The sequence below is a fragment of the Rhizobium aethiopicum genome (genome assembly GCF_014197535.1).
Taxonomy (GTDB): domain Bacteria; phylum Pseudomonadota; class Alphaproteobacteria; order Rhizobiales; family Rhizobiaceae; genus Rhizobium; species Rhizobium aethiopicum_A.
Genome location: NZ_JACIFV010000036.1, coordinates 1 through 14,783, shown reverse-complemented (window position 1 = coordinate 14,783; position 14,783 = coordinate 1). Strand labels below are relative to the sequence as shown.

Below are 14,783 nucleotides of genomic sequence, written 5' to 3'. Positions count from 1 at the left end.
CTTTGTCCGCGTAGAGTGGAAAAGTCAAGCATGTTGCACACGTGTTCTTGCTTTCGTCGAGAAGTGTAATATCAGGGAAACACTTTGGGGTATGGAGTATTCAGGTGAGCGAGTTTGAAAATGCCACTGAGGTAATGCTGAGCAATCCCTCGAGCGGGGACGTCAGCACCGAGTATTTCGATCATATCAAGAAAATCAACGACATATTTTATGATCAGATCAAGATATCCGATCAGAAGGCCGCCTATATCTTTACTTTCATGCTCGCCTTTCTGGTGAGCTCCAGCGAGGTGAGGGCGGTCTTCAGCCTGGCCCGCTACACCGGCGGCACGCCGGGCAGCATGTTGTTTTCCGGCCTGCTTGCCGCAGCCTCGGTCTTCTCCATCCTGTCGGCGATTCTCGTCGTGCTGCCGCGGCGTCTCGGCGCCTCCACCTCGCTGTTCTGGGGCTCCTGGCCCAGGCATCGCGACATGTTCTTCGAGGCCGCTGTCCGCCGTGACGAGCGCTACCTCTTCGACCAGTATTTCGAAAACGCCAATATCCTCTCCGCCATCGCCTGCAACAAGTACCGCTGCGTCACCTTTGCGTTTCGCGGGTTGATGGTAAGCGTGATCGCCTATGTGCTGCTCTTGGTGGCGGGGTGAGGGTGGAGAAGGCAGTGCTCATGGAGTTAGGTGCCTCGCAGCGGCCTCGAGGGGCGAGATGATGCGCTAACCTTCCCTCCCTCATCCTGTGCTCGTCACAGGAATTCAGCCACCGCGCGTCCGCGCGGTGAATGACTCAATACGAGAGTTGAAAAGTCTCTCGCGCCCAAGGACTTGGGCGCACTGGATTCCTGTGACAGGCACAGGAATGAGGGAGGAGAAGGCAGTGCTCTCCAATGAAACGTCGCGGGAAGGCTGTCCAGATCACTGCAGCCACGAGTACAAAGGCTGGAGGCTCGAACGGCGGCGCGTGCACTCCTGATATCACCGAAAATTGAAGCCCCGCACACTGTCGGGCGTCCTGCGCGGGCCAAGCTGTGTTACAGTTTCCTCGCTTGATAGCGCGGGGATCTGTCGATGCTGACGACGCTTGCGGTGCTCATGGGTCTTACCGGAGTCGTGCCGACAACTGGGGCGGGCGAAAACGAGGTCGACGTGACGCTGGTGCTTGCCGTCGACACTTCGCGGTCAATGGACTTCGAGGAGATCGGCATTCAGCGCGACGGTTATGTCGAGGCGCTCAAGCACAAGGAATTCATCGATGCGGTCAAGGGCGGGCTCACCGGCCGCATCGCCATCAGCTATTTCGAATGGGCGGGCTATGTCGTCCAGGATTCAATGATCGACTGGCAGCTGATCGAGACGGAACAGGATGCGATCGCCTTTGCCGACAAGCTCGATGCCCGGCCGATTGCCACGCAACGGCGCACCTCGATCTCCACCGCCATCGATCAGGGTGCCAGCATAATTACCACGGGCCCCTTTCGCGGCAGGCGCGAGGTGATCGACGTTTCCGGCGACGGCCCCAACAATTCCGGCGATCCCGTCATGCCCGCCCGCGACAAGGCGGTGGCGTCAGGCATGATCATCAATGGGCTGGCCATCATGCTGCGTCCTTCCGATGCCCCCGGAGGGCTCGACAAATATTACGCCGATTGCGTGATCGGCGGCCCCGGCAGCTTCGTGCTGCCGGTCCACAAGATCGAGGATTTCGCCATCGCGGTGCGCCGCAAGCTGGTGCTCGAGGTCAGCGGCATTTCACCGTCGCCGACGGTGGAGAAGATCGCCGCCGACGCGCCGACGACGGATTGTCTGATCGGCGAGAAACAGTGGCGGGATATATTCGATCGGTGAGGCGTGGCTGTGGCGCGGCTCGGGGTGAGGACCCGAGCACCCCCCTCTGTCCTGCCGGACATCTCCCCCACAAGGGTGGAGATTGGCAAGGGGCTTGACCATCGCTCCCTCACGAACGGCAGCGACAATCACAAGCTCAGCTGTTTGGGGAAGCCATCTCGCCGAGCCGATCTCCCTCCGTGTGGGGGAGATGTCCGGCAGGACAGAGGGGGGTGCCGCACGGCACGCCTAAGGAAAGAAGCCCCGCCCTGAGGGGCTCGAAGGCGAGGCGGGTGCTCCCAGCGTCTGCCGCTTCCACCTACAACGGCAGCTGCCTGCCGGCCTGCTCGCTCACCATGTAGTCGGCATACCAGTCCGGCCAGTTCTCGTCATACTTGCCGCCGTTGCGTTTCTCGTGTTCGCCGTGGGCCTGGGCGGCGCGGCGGAGTGCCGCCGCAAGGTCGCTCGATGTCGAGAAGGCCGTCTCATCGGCGTCGATGCGGCCGGGGAGGCGGGTGGTGACTTCCTGGAACAGCCAGCCATTGCCGTCGGGATCCTTGAACGAGGCAAAGGAACGGTAGCTGCGGTGCTCGGGGTCGCGGCCGGCTATGCGCAGGCGCCCGAAGAGATAGGGCTCGTCCTTGCCGGCATAAACGCCCGATGCGTCGTGGAAGACCGCGCTCACCTCGACGCCGCGGGCGATGAGATCGCGCCGCGCGGCCTCGATGTCGGAGACGATGAGGTAGAGCCCTTGCGCTGAGCCGGGGGCGGCGGCCGTGACGTTCCTGCCGAAGATGATGGCGCAGCCGGAGCCCGGCGGGGTGAACTGGATCACCCGGAAATCGGCATCATTGGCAAAGTCGGCGTCGAGCCTCCAGCCCAGGCCGTCATAGAAACGTTTGGCGCGGTCGACGTCGGAAACGGGGATGACGACCACTTCGAGCTTGGTGTCGACCGGTCGTGTTCTCGCGGATTCGGTGGGGGTTTCACTGTGCACTGCATTGCTCATCTTCAGCTCCCTTTAGGGTTTGGACGCATTAAGAATGGCGATACATGTTGGGGTCGAGTGGACCACAGCGCGGTAAGGGCGTCGAATCAATTATTCTGTTGGAGCAGAAGAGACGGCGGGGCCGCTCCCGCCGCCTATCGCGTGCTGCTAAAGCGCGTCACGATCTTTCAGATTCGCTCTTTGCGCTTTAGGTGTTTGTTTTCGCGCATGTCGTTGCCCGCGAAACCGCTGCACACTTTTGCGCGACCTGCTTCAGGCCGCAAGAGCGGCGCGTGTCTTGCCGATCATCAGGGCGGCGCGTGCCGCCTCGCGGCCCTTCTCGACGAAATGGGCGCGATAGATCTGCGTGTGATGCTCGGTTTCCTGATAGTGATGCGGCGTCAGCGACACGGATAGCACCGGCACGCCCGTATCCATGCCGGCACGCATCAGGCCATCGACGACGGCCTGGGCGACGAATTCGTGGCGGTAGATCCCGCCGTCGACGACGAAGGCGGCGGCGATGACGGCGGCATAACGTCCGGTCGCGGCAAGATCGCGCGAGAACAGCGGCATTTCGAAAGCGCCGGGGACGTCGAATACGTCGATCTGCTCGGCGGGGACAAGCTGTTGGAAGCCTTCAAGCGCACGGTCGACGATATCGGCGTGCCAGCCGGCTTTGACGAAGGCATAACGGGTGGGTGTCATGGTAATCTCCTTTGGCGTACAGACACGTCACCCAAGGCGATCACGAGCATCCGCAGCCAGCCCCGAGGGCAGCAGCAGCGCACGTTCTCTTTCATCCGGACTATGACCGTCGGCTCAGGCATCTCACCTGATCTGCTGACCCTTCCGAGGAAGGCGCTCGCGGGCTCGCAATCGAAACTGCATACCGCCGGTAGGGACTTTCACCCCGCCCTGAGAACGGCGCGGACAATAGGGGCAAGGCGGCGGGCTGGCAATAGGGTAAGATGGTTTCGTCGGTGAGTGCGGGTTGCAACCCCAAGAGCCTCATCCTGGAGGTGCCCCGCAGGGGCCTCGAAGGACGAGGCGGATGCGCCGGCGTTGATTGATGCAAGGAGCGGCGTTGGAGCGCGTCCTTTGAGGCTCCGCCCTGCGGGCTGCGCGCCTCAGAATGAGGGGGGTCGGAGGTTGCCGCGCCGAGGCCGATGAGGGTCTCACGCTAAGGGCGCGTTGCTGGATGCCCGCCCTTGCTAGGCGCATCCTCACGCCTACATGCTTCGCTGAGGGCACTCACGTCAAAACAGCAGGATGTGTCGTTCCCCCGAACCGGGGCCGCAACCATTGGAGAGAGACATGCCAGAATCTTTCGTCGTGCGTCGCGAGGCGCATCTTGCGGCGCCGCCGGCGGCGGTGTTTGCGCTGATGACCGATCCGGAGAAGATCCTGCGCTGGATGGGGACGGAGGCCGAGGTCGAGCCGGAGCCCGGCGGGCTCTATCTCGTCAACGTCACCGGCGCCCGCTTTGCGCGCGGCTCGTTTCGCGAGGTGGTGCCGGTGCATCGGCTTGCCTACAGCTTCGGCTGGGACGGCAGCGAGGTGGTGCCGCCGGGATCGAGTCTGGTCGAGATCGACCTGATCGAGCAGGGAGGCGGGACGCTTTTGCGGCTCACCCATAGCGGCCTGCCGAGTGCGGAGCAATGCGCCGGCCATGAGGAAGGCTGGGCGCATTATCTCCGACGGCTCACCGAGGTCGCCGCCGGGCGGAACCCCGGTCCAGATCCATTTTACGGCAGGAGATGAACGGTTTTCGGCAGGCGGCGGCATGTTCCTCAAGCGCTTGACGCTGCGGGAAGAACCGTCCGCCGCGGTCAAAAAGTGCTGCATTTTTCGCTCGCAAACATGAACGTGCAGTTCATCTCCAGTTCAATTTGGCGGTCCTAAGGTGATTGCGGCTGGATGAAATGGAGTTTTCGATGAAGGCACTTTCTATCGCGGCTGCCTTGCTCGCTGGCAGCCTCTCGATCGGCACAGCTCAGGCGATGCCGATCGGGGCAATCAAGGTTGAGAGCACTGTCACAAAGGTCGACTACGCCTGTGGTCGCGGCTGGCACCTGACCCGCTGGGGCGAATGCCGGCGCAACTGGCGCCGCCCGCCGCCTGTAGCTTTCTATGGCGGTCCGCCCCGCTGGGGCTGGGAGCGGCGTCATCGCGATTGGGATGGCCCGCGCTGGCGCTATGAGCGGCGCTGGGACCGCGAACGCCGCTGGCGGGACGACTACTAAAAGCCTTTGACAGAGCAGACGAACGAGGGCCGGTGCGACGTTTCGCCCGGCCTCTATCTGTTGAAATAACGACGGCGCTCAGATGCGGCTGACGAGCCAGTGCTTTCCGTCGATCAGCTCTTCGAGCTCGGCCGGATCCTTGACGCCGAATTCGAACCATTCGACGAGTTCCTTCGCCTTCCGCTTGCTTTCCTCGGCCGTAAACTCAATCCCATAGCGCGCGCACCACCGCCGAAGTATCGACGTCAGCAGCGTCATGTCATTCCCGTCAAGCGGGTCTTTCGGCCAATATGTCGTGCCCATCGCAACCCCTCAATCGCTAATGACAAGCTGGCACATAATCGAATCAATGTCGCGCAATTTAAAAGTGTTTATTCGGTTGTTCTCCACCGTGGTGAATGGTTTTCCACAGAGTTGTTGGACGGTGGGGTTGACAGGGTTGTGGAGGGACTCGGCGGGAGCAAGTGCCGATAGGAAATCCCCCGGACACCAAAGGTGTCCTCAGTTTGCCGACAAAGTCTCCTCCGTCATGCTCGGTCTTGTGCCGAGTATCTGACCAGGGCAATTGTCTGGACGAAAACCATTTATTTTCAAGTGCTTAATTGAATCGTCGCAGATCCTCGGCGCAAGGCCGAGGATGACGTCGCGGGTTTTGGTTGCCAACAAGGCGGAGACTGGAGACCTCCTCAGGGGCCGCGGGAGTGTCCGTGGGCGGATGTCCCGGGGTTGCCCACGTCCTGTTGCAATGCCAATGTTAACCCATGGATCTGCCTCCCTCTCTCGCCTGGCTGATTGACGAGGCTGCGGCTTCGCCCGGTCCCGAACGGTTTCTGGCCGAGCTCGGGCGCCGGCTGCTGGCCGATGGTCTGGCGCTTTCCGGTGGTGCGCTGACACTTTCGGTGCCGCATCCGATCATCGCACGACGTACCTGGCTGTGGCGGGCCGAAACCGGAGCCGTCATCGAGGCGCTGGGTTTTGCCGCCGCACCTCAAAGCGATGCCGGGCGCGAATGGCTGGCCGGACTCGGGCCGGTTTGGGAGGAGAGGATTGGAGCTTCGCGGGACGGCGCCGTGCTCGGCTGGGCGGGCATCGGCAAGGAGGCAGGGGCGGGCGAATTCTCTCCTGATGAAGCCGCGCGGCTGCAGGAGGTCGCACGTTTTGCCGCCGCGCCGCTCGCAGCCCTTGCGGCGCGGGAGGCGCGGGCGGCACTGCTTGAAGCCTATCTCGGCCGGCGCAGTGCGGCACGGGTCCAGTCGGGTGCGCTTGCCCGCGGCACCGGCGAAACCATCCGCGCCGCTCTTCTCTGCGCCGATTTGCGGGATTTCACCGCGCTTTCCCAGGTGACGGAGCCGCAGGCGATGATATCAGCGCTCGACGCTTATTTCGACCGCGTCGCCGGCGCCGTGCACGCCTTCGGCGGCGAGGTGCTGAAATTCATCGGCGACGGCGTGCTGGCGATCTTTCCCGTCACCGCCGCTTCCGATAATGGGGCCGGAGCTGATCGGGAGGCCTGCGAGGCGGCGCTTCGGGCTGTCGCCGCCTGCCGCGCCGGCATGGTCCATCTCGACCAGATGCGCCGGGCGCAGGGGCTGGCGCCGCTGCCCTTCGGTGCGGCGCTGCATTTCGGCGAAATCCTCTGGGGCAATATCGGCGCCGCCGACCGGCTTGATTTCACTGCCATCGGCCCGGCGGTCAATCTGGTCAGCCGGCTGGAAGGGCTCTGCAAGCGGCTCGGTCACAGCGTGCTGATCTCGGGCGCCGTGGCGGCGAATACCGAGGCCGCGCTGACGCCGCTCGGCGAGCACGCCCTGCGCGGCATCGCCGAGCCCTGCACCGTCTTCACTTTGGCTGAGGATTGAGCCCTGAGATGGCGCTGCCCGAATGCGCCTGCCATGCCATATTCGGCGCTCACAAGAATCATGATTGTTAATCGCTCGTCTGGCGCGCGATCATTCCTGGCCACTGCACCGGGATCGTTTTCAAATATCCTTAGGAAGAGAGTTTGCAAAGAAATCTTTGCAAAGATATGTTTGCGAATATATGATGGGATCATGAAAGAGCAGAACTCCGAACCTGCCGCAGATGCTGTTGCCTCGCGCACCGTCAGCCGTGTCGTGCCCGAACCGACCGCGCTTAAGGCGCTGGCCCACCCCGTCCGGCTGCGCCTGCTCGGCATGCTGAGGATCGACGGCCCCGCCACGGCGACGCAGCTCGCCGTTCGGCTCGGCCTGAACAGTGGCGCGACGAGCTATCATCTGCGCCAGCTCGCCCAATATGGCTTCATCGAGGAAGTGCCGCATGCCTCGCGACGCGACCGCTGGTGGCGTGCCAGCCACGAGCTGACCTCGGTTCCCCCGAGCGAAGCCGAAGGCGAGGCGCTCGATCTCGATATGGCCTTCAACCAGGCGGCCCTCTCGCTGCAGGTCGGCCAGATGCAGCAGGCGCTGGAGGAACATGCCGAGCTGCCGGCGGAATGGCGCAAGGCGACGGCGGCCGACGACATCATCATCCCGATGACGGCGAAACAAGCCGAGACCCTGACGAAGCGGCTGACCGACATCATCCTGGAAGCCATGCGGGCCGCCCCACCGCTGGGGGAGGCGGCGTCCCGGAATCCTGACATGGTTCCTTTCTATATCATGCTGCACGCTTTCCCCTATCCGGGCCGTCTGCCGCACCGCATGCGGGAGGACGAGCCGTGAGAGAAGGCAAGCCTTTCCTGGCGCTTGCCGCCGCCGAGACGCTTTCGCTTTCCGGCACCCGGCTATCGACCATCGCCATTCCTTGGCTGATGCTGAGCGCCACAGGCAGTCCCGTGCTGACCGGGCTGACGGCGATGATGGAGATGCTGCCCTATGTGCTCGCCAAGGCGTTCGGCGGGCCGCTGATCGACCGCATCGGCGCCAAACGCATCGCCATCATCTGCGACACGGCCTCTGTCACCGCGGTCGGACTGGTGCCGCTTCTCGATCTCTTCGGTGTGCTGACCGTGCCGGTGCTGCTGCCCGTCGTTTTTGTCATGGGCGTGCTGCGAGGCCCCTCCGATGCCGCCAAGCAAGCGATGGTTCCCGATATCGCTGCGCTGGCAGTCGTGCCGCTCGAACGGGTGACCGGCGTCTCCAGCGCCATCGAACGGCTCGCCTCGACGGTGGGCGCTGCCGGCGCCGGCGCGTTGATCGGGCTGATAGGCCCGGGTCAGGCGCTCCTCGTCAACGCCGCCACCTTCGCCGCCGCAGCGCTGGTCGTCGCGACCGGCATACCCGGCATGCGGCGCGCTCCCGAGTTGCCCGCCGCGCTGGACGCTCGGCCGGGCGGGGTGCCTTCCTATATCGACGATCTCCGGGAAGGCTGGCGCTTTCTGCGCAGCGACGCCGTGCTCGTCAGCATTGTCTCCATGGTGGCGATCACCAATCTACTCGATCAGGCCTATCACGCCGTGCTGCTGCCCGTCTGGACGAAGAACGCCGGTCATGGGCCGGAGCTGCTCGGAGCGATGTTCGCCACCTTCTCCGGCGCCTCCATCGCCGGTGCGGCGATTGCCGCTGTTATCGGCGAGCGCATGCCGCGTCTGATCGTCTATACCGTGGCCTTCCTCCTGACCGGATTTCCGCGCTTCCTGGTGCTCGCGGTCGATGCGCCGCTCGGCTCCGTCCTTGCGACGCTCGCAATCGCAGGCTTTGCCTCCGGTTTCCTCAACCCCATTCTGTCGGCGGTGATCTTCGAGCGTATCCCCAAGCCGCTCACCGGGCGCGTCACCGCGATGAACACCGCCCTCTGTTTTGCCCTCATCCCCTTCGGTGGCCTCGTCGGCGGCGCGCTGATCAGTACGATCGGGCTTGGTTCAGCGATGCTTCTCTGCGGGCTCGCTTATCTCGCCGCGACCCTCGCTCCGCTGGCGCTCAAGAGCTTTCGCGGTTTTGACAAGGCCGTGGCGTAAGCCGCCCGCGCAGGCGCGTTCCTAGCCTTGTCCGATTTCTTCAATCATCAGATCGATGAAGCAGCGCACCCGCGGCTCCAGCACGCCTTTGTCGGGATAGAGCGCCACGATCTTCGTGTCGTCGGTTTCGAGGTCGGGCAGGACCTGCCGGAGTCGGCCGGCGGCCAAATCGCCGGCGGCAACGAAGTCCGGAAGAAGGGCGATGCCGAGGCCGGCCATGCAGGCGTCGCGAACGGCTTCACCGCTGTCGAACCTCAGGCGGCTGTGCCCCTGCGCCTTGATCCAGCCGCCGTGGCTGCGAAAGCGCCAGCCCTGGCTTTGGCCGCGGTTGGTGAAGAACAGGCAGTCATGGGCGGCGAGATCCTCTATATCAAGGGGGATGCCGCGTTCGGTGAGGTAGGAGGGCGAGGCGCAGAGCCGCGACTTGTCACTGGTGATCACGCGTGTGACCAACCGGCTGTCGGCGGCCGACGACATCGCGCCAATCCCGATCGCCAGATCGAAGCCGTCCTCGAGGATGTCGGCCGGGCGATCGGTGAAGCTCACTTCGACCTGCACGTCGGGCCAGGTGCGAAGATATTTTTCGAGCAAAGGGAGCACGACGAGCGGTGCGAAGACATCGGGAGCGGCGAGCCTGAGAACGCCTCGCGGCACACCGCTTCGCCCCGCAATGCTCGCCTCCGCCTCGTCCACCGATGCCAGGATCTGCAGCCCCTGGTCATAGAACACTCGTCCTTCATCGGTCAGGCTGAGTGTCCTTGTCGTACGGTTGAGCAGGCGCGCGCCGAGCCGCTCCTCAAGGCGGGTGACGGCCTTTCCCGCCGCCGAACGGGAGAGGCCCATGGTCTGCCCGCCGGCGATAAAGCTTCCGGCATCGACGACGGCCATGAAGATCAGGATATCGTTCAGGTTCGTGCGCGGCATGAGGTAACTCGAGCGATTCGACTGCAGCCTTAAGTCGGTCGCGACGTGACCGATTCAAGGCTTGCATCATCAACGCCGACCGCGCCAGTTAGGTCCCGGGCGCATCGAAATGATGCCGGCCAACGACAGCTGCTGTTTCGCATCACCACCGCGCATATCGAAGGCTCGCGCCCAAGCCTCGCCGTCAGCGCCAGCCGAGCGCCGGAGCGACGTGAGCGAGGATCGCCTCGATGACGTGGGCATTGTATTCGACGCCGAGCTGGTTGGGCACGGTGAGCAGCAGCGTGTCGGCCTCGGCAATCGCCTCGTCCTCTGCAAGCTGCTTGATGAGCACGTCAGGTTCGGCGGCGTAGCTGCGGCCGAAGATCGCCCGGGTCTTCTCGTCGATGAAGCCGATCTTGTCGCCCTCGTCGTTGCCGTAGCCGAAATAGGCGCGGTCGCGGTCGTCGACCAGCGCGAAAATGCTGCGGCTGACCGAGATGCGTGGCTGGCGCGTGTGGCCGGCCGCCTTCCAGGCTTCGCGATAGGCGCGGATCTGGTCGGCCTGCTGGACGTGGAACGGCTCGCCGGTTTCGTCGTCCTTCAGCGTCGAGCTTTGCAGGTTCATGCCGAGCTTGGCCGCCCAGACGGCGGTGGCGTTGGAACTCGCGCCCCACCAGATACGCTCGCGCAGGCCTTCCGAATGCGGCTCGAGACGCAGCAGGCCGGGTGGATTCGGAAACATCGGCCGCGGGTTCGGTTTGGCGAAGCCTTCGCCGCGCAGCACGTCGAGGAAGACTTCGGCATGATGCCTGGCCATGTCGGCCTCGCTCTGGCCTTCCGGCGGCGCATAGCCGAAATGGCGCCATCCGTCGATCACCTGTTCAGGCGAGCCGCGGCTGATGCCGAGTTGCAGCCGCCCTCCGGCGATGAGATCGGCAGCACCCGCGTCCTCGGCCATATAGAGCGGGTTCTCGTAGCGCATGTCGATGACGGCAGTGCCGATCTCGATCCGGCTGGTCCTCGCGCCGACGGCTGATAGCAGCGGGAAGGGCCCGGCGAGCTGCCGGGCGAAATGGTGCACGCGGAAATAGGCGCCGTCGGCGCCGAGTTCCTCGGCCGCCACGGCAAGGTCGATCGACTGCAGCAGCGCATCGGCCGCCGAACGCGTCTGCGATTGAGGCGAGGGCGTCCAGTGCCCGAACGAGAGAAAACCGATCTTCTTCATGTCGCGCCTTTATCCGTTGCGTCATAGTGGATCGGTCATGGCATAGTTTCGGTGCGTAAGACAATCACAACCGGAGAGAACGGTGCGCTTGCCCGGAGGCGTTTGCTGGAGAAAGTTGCCGAGGCGTGCCGTGTGGTACCCCCTCTGGCCTACCGGCCATCTCCCCCACAAGGGCGGAGATCGGCAAGACGCAGGACCTCGTTCCCACTCGATCGTATCGCAGCACTGATGCGGCTGTTGTCTGGGGAAGCCATCGCGCCCAGCCGATCTCCCCACCTGTGGGGGAGATGGCCGGCAGGCCAGAGGGGGCAACCCAACTGCATAAACGGACTTGATAGGCGCCGGACCTTCATCTGCACCCCAGCCCCTGCCTGCCGGCAAGCCGCAGCCAGGTAGCCAGGTGAAAGGCGCTCATCAGCAGGTACATCGGCACCATCCCACTGATCGGCAAGGCATCCGGTGTAGTCATGCAGATCATATCGGCGCTGCCGGTTACGGCCGTCAGCAGCGCCATGATCGCAAATGTCGGGGCGGCGGCGAGAGACAGAAGATCGGCGGCGGCGAGAGCGGGTTTGACCGGCTCGCCGGCGGGTCCGTCAGCGGCGGCGAGCGACAGCCAACTGGCGGTGTCGAGGGAGGGGCTGACGTCGTCAGCCCGTTTCGAGGCGTGAGCGAAGAGCGCCATTGTTGTCACTCCTTGCCGTAGCGGTCGTGGTGGCGCCACCAGATGCCGGTTTCGTTGCGGCCTTTGGGCGCGCGGTCGAGCCATTGGTACATGCCCCAGAGCCCGTCGAGCCCGCGCGCATAGCTGGAATAGCTGTGGTAGACGGCGCCGTCGATGAGTTCGAAGGCGCTGACGCCCGGCCGGTCGCGGGTGTAGGTGGGGACGTCGGTGCCGGTCATGGACGCGATCTGGACGATGGGTCCCTCGCTGCCGCGCGGCTGCCATTCCGGCACTGCCTTGGCCGCCGACGGTTCGGGGGCGGGCGGTTCGCGGCGGTAGTTGTATTCGATTTCGCCGAGACGCTGCTGCTCCGGGCTGAACCAGACGCTGAAATCGGCGTTGAAATCGCTGCCGGCCGAGGAGGCCCAGGGAAAGCTCCAGTCCATCCGCTGCCTGAACGCCAGAAGCTTTACGAGCGGCGCGCGCGAGACCGTCCAGAAGGCGACATCGTGGTTTTCCAGATGGACGAAGAAGCCGTTGAAGCCATCGGCGATCGAGGAGCAGGAGGGGCAGCCGGCGTTGTAATCCGGTCCGAACATGAAGTGATAGACCAGAAGCTGCGAACGCCCGCCGAACAGGTCCTTCAGCGAGGCGATGCCGCTTTCGGTATCGAAATGGTATTGCTTTTCGATCCGCACACGGGGCAATTGCTGGCGTTTGGCCGCCAGCGCATCGCTTCGCCGCGTCAGTTCCTTTTCCTCCTCGAGCAGATCGAGTCTGGCCGCCAGCCATTGCTCGCGGGTCGCGTCCAGCATTGCCGTCATGGGTCTTCTCCTTTGCCTGTCTCTCGTCGTAGCATCCGGCGCGAATTGCCTGCCGGTCGAGAGGAGAATACGGCCGGGCACGCGAATGACGGGAGTGACAAGTGTGACGGGATTTGAATGGACTCGCTGATTACGGCCGCGGCGCGGGCGCTGGCATCGGGCGATACGCTCGGCGCGCTGAAACGGGTGGCGCTGCGCGACGATGCGCCGGCGCTGGCGCTGCGCGGCATCGCCATGGCGCAACTCGGTGACCTCGTCCGCGCCAAGGCGCTGTTGAAGAGTGCGGCGCGTGGCTTCGGGCCGCGGGAGGCTGTGGCCCGCGCCCGCTGCGTCGTCGCCGAGGCTGAAATTGCGCTCGTCTCGCGCGATCTCACCTGGCCGCCAAAGGCGCTGGAGGCGGCGCGCAAGGTTCTGGAAGCGCATGGCGACCGGATGAATGCCGCCCATGCCGGTAATATCGCCATTCGCCGGCTGGTGCTGATCGGCCGACTCGACGAAGCCAAACAGGCGTTGGCCGCGCTCGACCCGACGCCGCTGCCGCCCGCATTGCGGGCCGCCCATGAGCTTGTCGCGGCCGGCATCGCCGTTCGGCGCCTGCGCACGCATGCGGCGCGCGCAGCACTCGAACGGGCACAGCTTGCGGCCGAGCAGGCGAATATGCCCGTGCTGACGGCGGAGGTCGAAACCGCCGCCCGCGTGCTCGACCTGCCGGCGGCGCGGCTGGTTTCGCGCGGGCATGAACGGCCGCTGCTGCTTGCCGAGGTGGAGGCGCTCTTTTCAAATGGCACACTCGTCGTCGACGCCTGCCGCCATGTCGTGCGCGCGGGCGGTGTGGTGGTGCCGCTCGCGAGCCGGCCGGTGCTTTTCGCGCTCGCTCGTGCGCTTGCCGAAGCCTGGCCGGTGGATGTGTCGCGGGGCGCGTTGATCGCACGCGCCTTCCGCGGCAAGCATGCCGATGATTCGCATCGCGTCCGGCTGCGCGTCGAGATCGGCCGGCTGCGCGCGGAATTAGCCGGGCTGGCGGAAGTCTCGGCTACCAAGCGCGGTTTTGCCCTTTCCCCTGCCGGTGCTTCTGAGGTTGCAGTGCTTGCACCGCTCGTCGAAGGGCCGCATGCGGCGGTGCTCGCCTTCCTCGCCGATGGCGAAGCGTGGTCGAGTTCGGCGCTGGCAATCGCGCTCGGCGCCAGTCCGCGCACCGTGCAGCGGGCGCTGGATGCGCTCGCCGGCGAGGAGAAGGTGCAAGCGATCGGACGCGGGCGGGCGCGCCGCTGGATGAGCCCGCCGCTCTCCTCTTTCCCGACGATCTTGTTACTCCCGGGACCGCTGCCGAGCGACTAGTATGGGTCAACCGACATGGAGGAAGACATGAAGACATCGGCTGCGACCATTCTGCGTGAATATGGACCCTTTCCAGGTGCGGAGCGCGTTCACGGCGTCACCTTCGACGGCCGGCATGTCTGGTTCGCCTCGGGCGACAGGCTGAACGCGCTCGATCCCGACAGCGGCGAGGTGGTGCGGTCGATCGAAGTCGCCTCCCACGCCGGTACGGCCTTCGACGGCGAGTTCCTCTATCAGATCGCTGAAGACGTCATTCACAAGATCGACCCCAAGACCGGCCAAATCCTTTCCACGATCCCGGCACCAGGCAATGGCGGCGATTCCGGCCTTGCCTGGGCCGAGGGCACGCTCTGGGTCGGCCAGCATCGCGGCCGCAGGATCCATCAGATCGATCCTGAAACTGGCAAGATTCTGCGCACCATCGAATCCAACCGCGTCGTGACAGGCGTCACCTGGGTCGACGGCCAGCTCTGGCACGGCACCTGGGAGGGCGACGACAGCGACGTCAGACGCATCGATCCGCAGACGGGCGAGGTGCTGGAGCGGCTCGATATGCCCGAAGGCGCCGGCGTCTCCGGCCTCGAATCCGACGGCGCCGGCTGCTTCTTCTGTGGCGGAGGCAATAGCGGCAAGATCCGCGCGGTGCGCCGGCCGTGAGCGCTGCGCCGCCGGGGTGGGGCTGCTCCTTACAAGAAGCCGGCGTCAGTGCACCCGCCTCGCCCTTCGAGGCCCCTTGCGGGGCGCCTCAGCAACCGTGTTGTTGCGGTTCGCTCCATGGGGTTCGTCTTTTGAGAATAGTGTTGATCATGATGATGAATTTCCGCATGGCGGCGACGAG

16 protein-coding genes, 1 pseudogene and 1 riboswitch are annotated in these 14,783 nt (G+C 64.6%); of the genes and pseudogenes, 10 read left to right on the top strand and 7 right to left on the bottom strand.

Features of this window, described 5'->3' with window-relative positions:
- Positions 1 to 104: 104 nt before the first annotated feature.
- From GGD53_RS28840 to GGD53_RS28835, 3 genes and pseudogenes are all read left to right on the top strand, one after another.
- Complete coding sequence (locus GGD53_RS28840) at positions 105 to 644, top strand: Pycsar system effector family protein (RefSeq protein ID WP_184460131.1); 540 nt, start codon at positions 105 to 107, stop codon at positions 642 to 644.
- Positions 645 to 729: 85 nt separating this feature from the next.
- A pseudogene (locus GGD53_RS32435) lies at positions 730 to 878 on the top strand (tRNA lysidine(34) synthetase TilS); the annotation flags it as partial.
- Positions 879 to 1,061: 183 nt separating this feature from the next.
- Entirely contained in the window at positions 1,062 to 1,838 is a 777-nt protein-coding gene (locus GGD53_RS28835) for a DUF1194 domain-containing protein (protein ID WP_184460130.1), read from the top strand.
- Between the two features lie 298 nt (positions 1,839 to 2,136).
- Here the strand turns inward: GGD53_RS28835 and GGD53_RS28830 are convergent, their stop codons facing one another.
- Positions 2,137 to 2,826 (bottom strand): VOC family protein, encoded by a 690-nt coding sequence (locus GGD53_RS28830; RefSeq protein ID WP_184460129.1) that lies wholly within the window; start codon positions 2,824 to 2,826, stop codon positions 2,137 to 2,139.
- A 252-nt stretch (positions 2,827 to 3,078) separates the two neighbouring features.
- Positions 3,079 to 3,513 (bottom strand): 6,7-dimethyl-8-ribityllumazine synthase, encoded by a 435-nt coding sequence (locus GGD53_RS28825; protein ID WP_184460128.1) that lies wholly within the window; start codon positions 3,511 to 3,513, stop codon positions 3,079 to 3,081.
- Positions 3,514 to 3,592: 79 nt separating this feature from the next.
- Positions 3,593 to 3,735: riboswitch (FMN riboswitch) on the bottom strand.
- A 387-nt stretch (positions 3,736 to 4,122) separates the two neighbouring features.
- Between GGD53_RS28825 and GGD53_RS28820 the strand changes: the two genes are divergently transcribed.
- Positions 4,123 to 4,569: an SRPBCC family protein gene (locus tag GGD53_RS28820; protein WP_184460127.1), complete on the top strand. Its 447-nt coding sequence runs from the start codon at positions 4,123 to 4,125 to the stop codon at positions 4,567 to 4,569.
- A 173-nt stretch (positions 4,570 to 4,742) separates the two neighbouring features.
- Positions 4,743 to 5,051, top strand: a complete 309-nt coding sequence (locus tag GGD53_RS28815; RefSeq protein WP_011425935.1) for a GCG_CRPN prefix-to-repeats domain-containing protein — start codon at positions 4,743 to 4,745, stop codon at positions 5,049 to 5,051.
- 78 nt (positions 5,052 to 5,129) lie between these two features.
- Here the strand turns inward: GGD53_RS28815 and GGD53_RS28810 are convergent, their stop codons facing one another.
- Positions 5,130 to 5,354, bottom strand: a complete 225-nt coding sequence (locus tag GGD53_RS28810) for a hypothetical protein (protein ID WP_064803538.1) — start codon at positions 5,352 to 5,354, stop codon at positions 5,130 to 5,132.
- Between the two features lie 458 nt (positions 5,355 to 5,812).
- Here GGD53_RS28810 and GGD53_RS28805 point away from each other — a divergent pair, with 458 nt between their 5' ends.
- From GGD53_RS28805 to GGD53_RS28795, 3 genes are all read left to right on the top strand, one after another.
- On the top strand, positions 5,813 to 6,910 hold the full coding sequence (locus GGD53_RS28805) for an adenylate/guanylate cyclase domain-containing protein (protein WP_184460126.1): 1,098 nt from the start codon (positions 5,813 to 5,815) through the stop codon (positions 6,908 to 6,910).
- Between the two features lie 192 nt (positions 6,911 to 7,102).
- Positions 7,103 to 7,753 carry a winged helix-turn-helix domain-containing protein gene (locus tag GGD53_RS28800; RefSeq protein ID WP_184460125.1) on the top strand — a complete coding sequence of 217 codons (651 nt, stop codon included), beginning with the start codon at positions 7,103 to 7,105 and terminating at the stop codon, positions 7,751 to 7,753.
- On the top strand, positions 7,750 to 8,988 hold the full coding sequence (locus tag GGD53_RS28795) for an MFS transporter (RefSeq protein ID WP_184460124.1): 1,239 nt from the start codon (positions 7,750 to 7,752) through the stop codon (positions 8,986 to 8,988). Before GGD53_RS28800 ends, GGD53_RS28795 begins: the two co-directional genes overlap by 4 nt.
- A 21-nt stretch (positions 8,989 to 9,009) precedes the next feature.
- Here the strand turns inward: GGD53_RS28795 and GGD53_RS28790 are convergent, their stop codons facing one another.
- The 4 genes from GGD53_RS28790 to GGD53_RS28775 all read right to left on the bottom strand — a co-directional run bounded on the left by GGD53_RS28790 (position 9,010) and on the right by GGD53_RS28775 (position 12,607).
- Positions 9,010 to 9,912, bottom strand: a complete 903-nt coding sequence (locus GGD53_RS28790; RefSeq protein ID WP_184460123.1) for a LysR family transcriptional regulator — start codon at positions 9,910 to 9,912, stop codon at positions 9,010 to 9,012.
- A 184-nt stretch (positions 9,913 to 10,096) separates the two neighbouring features.
- Positions 10,097 to 11,119 (bottom strand): LLM class flavin-dependent oxidoreductase, encoded by a 1,023-nt coding sequence (locus GGD53_RS28785; RefSeq protein ID WP_184460122.1) that lies wholly within the window; start codon positions 11,117 to 11,119, stop codon positions 10,097 to 10,099.
- A 349-nt stretch (positions 11,120 to 11,468) separates the two neighbouring features.
- On the bottom strand, positions 11,469 to 11,804 hold the full coding sequence (locus GGD53_RS28780; protein ID WP_184460121.1) for a hypothetical protein: 336 nt from the start codon (positions 11,802 to 11,804) through the stop codon (positions 11,469 to 11,471).
- Between the two features lie 5 nt (positions 11,805 to 11,809).
- On the bottom strand, positions 11,810 to 12,607 hold the full coding sequence (locus tag GGD53_RS28775; protein WP_184460120.1) for a DUF899 domain-containing protein: 798 nt from the start codon (positions 12,605 to 12,607) through the stop codon (positions 11,810 to 11,812).
- Positions 12,608 to 12,724: 117 nt separating this feature from the next.
- On the opposite strand from GGD53_RS28775, the gene GGD53_RS28770 reads away from it, so the two are divergent.
- Entirely contained in the window at positions 12,725 to 13,945 is a 1,221-nt protein-coding gene (locus GGD53_RS28770; RefSeq protein WP_184460119.1) for a helix-turn-helix domain-containing protein, read from the top strand.
- 27 nt (positions 13,946 to 13,972) lie between these two features.
- The gene (locus tag GGD53_RS28765) at positions 13,973 to 14,602 is read left to right on the top strand and encodes a Vgb family protein (protein WP_184460118.1); all 630 of its coding nucleotides are present in this window, start codon (positions 13,973 to 13,975) and stop codon (positions 14,600 to 14,602) included.
- Positions 14,603 to 14,783: the final 181 nt, after the last annotated feature.